Annotated in this window: 7 protein-coding genes; 2 read left to right on the top strand and 5 right to left on the bottom strand. The window is 60.0% G+C overall.

Going from position 1 to position 6873, the window contains the following annotated elements:
- Positions 1 to 247: 247 nt before the first annotated feature.
- The gene (gene kup / locus CAK78_RS06615) at positions 248 to 2116 is read left to right on the top strand and encodes a low affinity potassium transporter Kup (protein WP_094696769.1); all 1869 of its coding nucleotides are present in this window, start codon (positions 248 to 250) and stop codon (positions 2114 to 2116) included.
- 249 nt (positions 2117 to 2365) lie between these two features.
- On the opposite strand, the gene CAK78_RS06610 is transcribed toward kup, so the two are convergent.
- From CAK78_RS06610 to CAK78_RS06590, 5 genes are read right to left on the bottom strand one after another with little or no spacing between them, the layout of a single operon-like run.
- A complete protein-coding gene (locus CAK78_RS06610; protein ID WP_094696768.1) occupies positions 2366 to 2950 on the bottom strand; it encodes a DUF1349 domain-containing protein in 585 nt (194 codons plus the stop codon).
- Positions 2951 to 2971: 21 nt separating this feature from the next.
- A complete protein-coding gene (locus CAK78_RS06605) occupies positions 2972 to 4129 on the bottom strand; it encodes an MFS transporter (RefSeq protein ID WP_094696767.1) in 1158 nt (385 codons plus the stop codon).
- Positions 4130 to 4172: 43 nt separating this feature from the next.
- On the bottom strand, positions 4173 to 4808 hold the full coding sequence (locus CAK78_RS06600; protein WP_094696766.1) for an HAD family hydrolase: 636 nt from the start codon (positions 4806 to 4808) through the stop codon (positions 4173 to 4175).
- Positions 4809 to 4822: 14 nt separating this feature from the next.
- Positions 4823 to 5884, bottom strand: a complete 1062-nt coding sequence (locus CAK78_RS06595) for a zinc-dependent alcohol dehydrogenase (protein ID WP_094696765.1) — start codon at positions 5882 to 5884, stop codon at positions 4823 to 4825.
- On the bottom strand, positions 5884 to 6552 hold the full coding sequence (locus CAK78_RS06590) for an aminotransferase class III-fold pyridoxal phosphate-dependent enzyme (RefSeq protein WP_254924724.1): 669 nt from the start codon (positions 6550 to 6552) through the stop codon (positions 5884 to 5886). The genes CAK78_RS06595 and CAK78_RS06590 overlap by 1 nt, the downstream gene beginning before the upstream one ends.
- A gap of 71 nt (positions 6553 to 6623) precedes the next feature.
- Between CAK78_RS06590 and CAK78_RS06585 the strand changes: the two genes are divergently transcribed.
- Positions 6624 to 6873 (top strand): transposase (locus CAK78_RS06585; RefSeq protein ID WP_141214139.1); only part of this gene is annotated, 250 nt, incomplete at its 3' end.

Genomic DNA, 6873 nt, shown 5'->3' with positions numbered 1-6873 from the left:
CCTTAGTTCTCTTACTCAAATTGAACTTTTGATTATTTATAACTGAGCATAGTCCCGCAAAGTGTGTGTCATTATACCCTTAACGGCAGATGAACAGACTGTGTCCCATGATGAGCCTCTTTATATCCAGTTAGCTCCCTTTCCCATCGCAATCCATTAATGCGTTCCTGCGGCACCTGCCGCACGCCCGATAGACGGGGGCGGCCCGTGCTGGCCAATCGTCACCATCAAACTGACAGACAACTTCATGAACGGTAATCACAAACAAGCCCTGTCCGGCGTTACGCTGGCGGCGATCGGCGTGGTCTATGGCGACATCGGTACCAGCCCGCTCTATACCCTGCGCGAGTGCCTCTCCGGCCAGTTCGGTTTCGGGGTAGAGCCCGCCTCCATCCTGGGCTTTCTTTCACTGATCTTCTGGCTGCTGATCCTGGTGGTCTCGGTCAAGTACCTCTCCTTCGTGATGCGGGCCGACAACGCCGGCGAAGGGGGCATCCTCACCCTGATGTCGCTGGCCACCCGCAACACCCCGGCCAAGTGGACCCCCTTGCTGATCATCCTGGGGCTGATTGGCGGCAGCTTCTTCTATGGCGAGGTGGTGATCACCCCGGCCATGTCGGTGATGTCGGCCATCGAGGGCTTGAACATCGCCGCCCCCTCCCTCGATCCCTATATAGTGCCGCTCTCGGTGCTGGTGCTGACCCTGCTGTTCGCCATCCAGAAACATGGCACCGCCACCGTGGGCAAGCTGTTCGCCCCCATCATGCTCACCTGGTTCATCACCCTCGCGGTGCTGGGCCTGAACAGCATCTTCCAGCATCCCGAGGTGCTGGGGGCGCTCAACCCCGTCTGGGCGCTGCGCTTCTTTGCCAAGTACCAGACCGCCTCCTTCTTTGCCCTCGGCGCCGTGGTGCTGGCCATCACCGGGGTGGAGGCGCTCTACGCCGACATGGGCCATTTTGGCAAGAGCCCGATCCGGCGCGCCTGGTTTATGGTGGTGTTGCCCTCTTTGGTGCTCAACTACTTCGGCCAGGGGGCGCTGCTGCTGGCCCATCCCGAGGCCATCACCAACCCCTTCTTCCTGCTTGCACCGAAATGGGCGCTGCTGCCATTGCTGCTGCTGGCGACCCTGGCGACGGTGATCGCCTCGCAGGCGGTGATCTCCGGGGTCTTCTCGCTGACCCGGCAGGCGGTGCGGCTCGGTTATCTCTCACCCATCCGCATCGTGCACACCTCCGAGCAGGAGTCCGGCCAGATCTATATTCCGGTCATCAACTGGATGCTCTATATCTCGGTGGTGATCGTCATCATGAGCTTCGAACACTCCAGCAACCTGGCGGCGGCCTACGGCATCGCGGTGACCGGCACCATGGTGCTCACCTCCATCCTCTCCTGCTCGGTGGCCCGCCACAGCTGGCACTGGAACAAGTACCTGGTGGCTGCGCTGTTTATCGCGCTGCTGGCCATCGACGTGCCGCTGTTTGCCGCCAACCTCGCCAAGATCTTCTCCGGCGGCTGGCTGCCGCTCACCCTGGGGGCTGTAATGTTCACCGTGATGACTAGCTGGAAGAGCGAGCGCTTTCAGCTTATTCGCCGCCTGAACGAGCACGGCAACTCGCTGGAGCCGATGATTGCCTCGCTGGAAAAATCCCCGCCGACCAGGGTGGCCGGCACGGCTGTCTATATGTCGCGGGTGGTCAATGTGATCCCCCATGCGCTCCTGCACAACCTCAAGCACAACAAGGTGCTGCACGAGCGGCTCATCCTGCTCACCCTGCGGGTGGAAGAGGTGCCCTACGTCCACAACGTACGCCGGGTCTGCATCGAGCAGCTCTCCCCCACCTTCTGGCGGGTGGTGGCGAGCTACGGCTGGCGCGAGACCCCCAACGTGGAGGAGATCTTCCACCGCTGCAACGCCGAGGGGCTGAGTTGCCGGATGATGGAGACCTCCTTCTTCATGGCCCACGAATCGCTGATCATGAAGGAGCGCCCCTGGTACCTCTATCTGCGCGGCAAGCTCTTTATGCTGCTGCAGCGCAACGCCCTGCGCGCGCCGGATCAGTTCGAGATCCCGCCCAACCGGGTCGTTGAGCTCGGCTCCCAGGTGGATATCTGATGCCGTGAGTTGCGGTAAAAAAAGAGGGAGGCATTGGCCTCCCTCTTTTTTGCCGGTCATCACAGGCGATACCTTCCCCCTCATCCCCAACCCTTCTCCCGCGAGGGGAGAAGGGAGCACACCACGGCGACCCCCACAGACATCCCACCGTAAGGTGCAACAAGCGCAGCGCCGTGCACCGTGCCCATATGGCTTACTTTCCCTCATCCCCGGCCCTTCTGGTGCAAACCATGGCAAGCAGAGGGTGGCTCAGCTCAAATCATGCAACGCCTTGCCAAGCGGTGGGGAGAGGCGAATATCGGAGAAGGTGACCGCCAGCCCCTCCCGCTCCGGCGTACAGCACATGATGCCGATGAAGTGGCGGGGGCCGGCCACAAAGGGACACAGGCGCAACAGGGGCCAGTGCTGCTTGTCGCAGGAATATTGCAGACGCAAGGCGCCGTTGACCAAGGTCAGGCGCAGCCAGAAGCGGCGGGCATCGCCCGGGAAGAGCCCGGTTGCCCAGTCGGAGTGGGGATGGGTCAGCACGCTGCCTATCATGGGCTGGGCATCGTTGAACTCGATACCCGCCTTCAGCCAGTGCTGCTCGTTGTGGATCAGCATCAGACCGGCCTGGTCATACAGGGTGGTGTAATCCCCCTCCACACACACCTGAAACGTGAAGTCCCCCTCCACCTCGCAGCCGTAGACGTGGCCTGAATGGCGTTCAAAACCGTACCAGGTGCGTTGCCAAAAATCGCTCCGATGGTCGGTCACCACCCGCACGCGGTCGCCATCCAGCTGCCAGCTGGCCGGCTCGTTGAGCCAGGACCATGTATTGAATTCCTTGTTCATAGGCGTTATCTCCTCAGCAATCTATTCGGGGCATCCACCCAGCCGGAGCCGGCGGGCACAGAGAAACAGCGCGCAAGAGAGCGCCGTGATGCAGGCAAACGCCCCCATCAATGAGAACAGGTGGGCAAGCCCCCCTATCATGGCCGGCCCCAGCAGAATGCCGGAATAACCCATGGTCGATACGGCGGCCACCGCCAATGCATCCGGCATGGCCTGCTGGCGCCCCGTGGCGGTGAACAGCATGGGCGCTATGTTGGCAAGACCGAAACCTGTCAACAAGAAGGCGCAAGCCAGCCCCCATAGTGACGCACCGAGCACCAGCATGGCAAAGCCGCAGGTGGCCAAGAGGGCGCTGGCGACAAACACCCGCCGCTGCCCGAACCGGCCAATCAGGCGATCGCCGGTAAAGCGGCCCATGGTCATGGTGATGGCAAACAGGGTATACCCTATCCCCGCCTGGCTGGCATGGATATCCGGCAGGCCCAGCAGCAGGATCCCGCTCCAGTCGAGCATGGCGCCCTCCATGATGTAGGCGATAAAGCACAGGGCCCCCAGCATGATGACGCTGCCATGGGGCAGCGCAAAAAACGGGGTATCCCGCGGCTGTGACTCATTCAACAGCCCCTGCCAGGCCGACAGCATGAGTAGCAGCAACAGCGCCTGCACCATGAAGATCACATGGAGCGGCGACACCCCGGATGCCAGCAGCGCACTGGCCAGGCCAGCCCCCATAATGCCGCCCAGACTGAACAGGGCATGAAAGCCGGACATGATGGGCTTTTCGGCCCGTTTTTCCGTGATGACCGCATGAATGTTGACCACGACATCCATGGCGCCGACCCCTGCCCCGAACACGAACAGCGCCAGCGCCATCGCCAGCACCTGATCCAGCAGCACCAGCGCGGGCATGGTGAGCAGCACCACCAGCAAGGCGGAGGTAAAGACGCGCCGGCAGCCGTAGCGCGCCGCCAGCAGACCCGACAACGGCATCATCAGCAAAGAACCGAGGCCAAAGGCCAGCAAGATGGCCCCCATGGCACCGTGATCGACATGGAGCCGCTCTTTGGCGAGCGGGATCAAGGGGGCCCATGTGGCCAGGCTGAAACCGGCTATGAAAAAGGCTTTTCGGGTAGCCTGGATGGGCTGCTGGATCAACACCGGCATGGTTAGTTCTGACATGATTGACTTCCTAACATGCTCCCTGCTGCCAGGGAGCAAAGATTCAGAGGGCGGGACACAGTGCGGCAAAGGGAGCAATATCGCCCAGCCGCTCGATGGTGGCGGTGGCATCCCGGTAGTGCTGCTGCTCTGACAACCCGTGGGGCCAGCCATACACGGCGGCGATCCCCGCCCGTGTTGCCGCCAGTACCCCGAGGTCGGTGTCTTCCACCACGATCACGCGATCCCCCCTCGCCTCTAGGATGTCGAGCATGGCCAGATAGGGATCGGGACTGGGCTTGGTCCGCAACACGTCATCATCGGAGATCAGCCTCGGGGGATCCTGCAAACCAAGCAGCGCGATATTGGCCAGACAGATATCCCGGGGGGCCGTCGAGACGAACCCGAACGGGATCCCGGCCACTTGCAAGGCGTCGATCAAGGCTCGGACACCGGGGCGAAGGTACGCCTCGCTCAGCTGCGCCTTGTAGGTTGCCACCGTCTTCGCCGTGATATCGGCCTGCTGCTCCCGTGGCCCCCTCATATGCTCAAGCGTCTCCTCCAGGCTCAAGCCGATCAGCTGTTGCGGCTGGTAATAACAGGCATGCTCTGGCGCAAGATGGCGCAGCACATCGAAGTGAAGCTGCTCGCTGTCGACGATCACTCCGTCGATATCAAAAATAACCGTCATGGACTGCATGGTGTCTCTCATGGTCAGTGGATATCCGCAAGACGCACCAGCACTTTGCAGTTCGGTGTAACGAGCGGCACCATGGCCTGGTTGGCAATGTCACAGCCGACCGTCTTGAATGCCTGTTGATAGTCAGAGAAATCAAACACATGGCTGATCAATCCGGCGACCGGCACAGCACCATCCCGGATCATGGCGTAGGCCCGTTCAAAGCTGTTGTTCAACGAGTCGATGGACCCAATCACCGACAGGCTCTTGTCTGCAATGCGCAGCACGTCCAGCCTGGCCAGCTTCTCTTTCAGGGCCACGTTGAGCAATTTTCCGCCCGGTGCCAGCCGGGAGAAGACGAGCTCGGTCAGTTGTCCGGTCGTATCCACGCACAGGTCGATATTGCTCTGCTTGCTGCCATATTCCTGCTCGAGGGCTTGCTCGAAATCCTCATAGATGCCCGTCGATGGCGGCAGGTGTGCCCTCACGAACTCACTGCGCCCCGGGTTGTTTTCCACCAGGAACGGCTTGAGCCCCCTATGATGCAAGACCCACAGATAGAGCATGCCCATGGGGCCGGCCCCCACCACGGCGGCCCGGATATTGGTGTGGGTGATCGCCAGCTTGTCGACCCCCGTGATGGTGCAGCTCAGGGGTTCGGTCAGTGACGCCGCCTCCATGCTCACGTGGTCATCCAGCTTGCGCAGGAAGCCCTCCCTGGCCCGATATTGGTGGGCAAAGGCACCATCGTAGGAGACACCGGCTTCGGTCCCCATCTTTTGCTCGCAGTGGTTGGGATTGCCCGTCTGGCACATTCTGCACTCGCCGCAGGCATAGGTCGGATTCACCACGACCCGATCACCGACCTGGAACCGGGTCACGCCACGGCCAATCCGCCGCACCACCCCGCTGGTTTCATGCCCCAGCGTCGTCCCCGGCACCGCGACCGGATAGGCACCGCTGATGATGCCGACATCCGTCCCGCAAATACCGCAGACGGCGATATCGACCACCACATCATCCGCTTCGATACACGCAAGGTCGGCGCTTTCAACCACCTCGACCTGCCATCTCTTCACATATTTCAAGGCCTGCATCACGCCACCTCCTTGTCCAGGGAATAAATCCGGCTCATCTCGGTAAATGTTTCATCCAGCCTGGTCAGAATCTCCTGCAGATGTTGCCGGTTACAGATCAAGGGAGGGCGTACTTTCAATGCATTGCTCTTGCCATAACGGGCACCCCGAATGATCAGACCATGACTGGCTGCGACCTTGATTGCCTGGGCTGCATATTCCGGCGAGGGGGTATCAAAGCCGAACATATAACCCAGACCACGCACGCCAGAAATATCGGGATGGGTCTCCTGCAATGCCAACAGACCATTGCGCAAAAATGCCTCATTCTGCTGTACGTTGGCGAGCAGCTGTTCATCCTCAATGATATCAATGACCTCATTCAGGGCGACCAGCGATAACGGATTGGCCCCTGAGGTACTGGAATGTTCAAATGATTCCAGTACCTCGAGTTTTTGTTTCATCAATACACCGGCCGTGGGAATGCCGATGCCGCCGGCCCCTTTGGCAAATACGATGATGTCCGGGTCCAGCTCTTTGGCATACCCGTTGCTAGCAAAGAAAGTACCGGTGCGACCAAATCCGGTCTGGACCTCATCGGCAATAATGACGATGCCATTCTTGTGACAAAATTCTCGCAGAGCGCGGTAAAACGCCTGTGGAATGACGATATTGCCGCCATTGCCCATCCTGATTACCCATGATTAGCAGTCACCCCGAACTATACTGATCTTATGCACAGTTATCGAGGAGCGAGATCATGGCCAAAAGCAAAGTCCAATTCCAGAAAGGCTACAGCCTGTTTGAGCTTCTCAAGGACTATGGCACTGAAGCTCAGTGCGAAAACGCGTTGTTCACTTGGCGTTTTCCTCACGGCTTTGTCTGCCCTGAATGTGCCAACAAGACCTGTTGTCACCTGAAAAGTCGGCCACGCGTGCTGCAATGCAATCACTGCCATCACCAGATGTCATTGACTGGGAACACTATTTTCGCAAACACCAAGCTCCCGC

Origin of the sequence: Aeromonas sp. A35_P, from assembly GCF_002259925.1 — a bacterium.
In the GTDB taxonomy this organism is placed as follows: domain Bacteria; phylum Pseudomonadota; class Gammaproteobacteria; order Enterobacterales; family Aeromonadaceae; genus Aeromonas; species Aeromonas dhakensis.
This window is presented reverse-complemented; position numbering and strand designations above follow the sequence as displayed.

Excerpts from the sequence above, each read along its gene's own strand:
- kup (WP_094696769.1), top strand. The coding sequence starts at position 248 with ATGAACGGTAATCACAAACAAGCCCTGTCCGGCGTTACGCTGGCGGCG.
- CAK78_RS06610 (WP_094696768.1), bottom strand. The coding sequence starts at position 2,950 with ATGAACAAGGAATTCAATACATGGTCCTGGCTCAACGAGCCGGCCAGC.
- CAK78_RS06605 (WP_094696767.1), bottom strand. The coding sequence starts at position 4,129 with ATGTCAGAACTAACCATGCCGGTGTTGATCCAGCAGCCCATCCAGGCT.
- CAK78_RS06600 (WP_094696766.1), bottom strand. The coding sequence starts at position 4,808 with ATGCAGTCCATGACGGTTATTTTTGATATCGACGGAGTGATCGTCGAC.
- CAK78_RS06595 (WP_094696765.1), bottom strand. The coding sequence starts at position 5,884 with ATGCAGGCCTTGAAATATGTGAAGAGATGGCAGGTCGAGGTGGTTGAA.
- CAK78_RS06590 (WP_254924724.1), bottom strand. The coding sequence starts at position 6,552 with ATGGGCAATGGCGGCAATATCGTCATTCCACAGGCGTTTTACCGCGCT.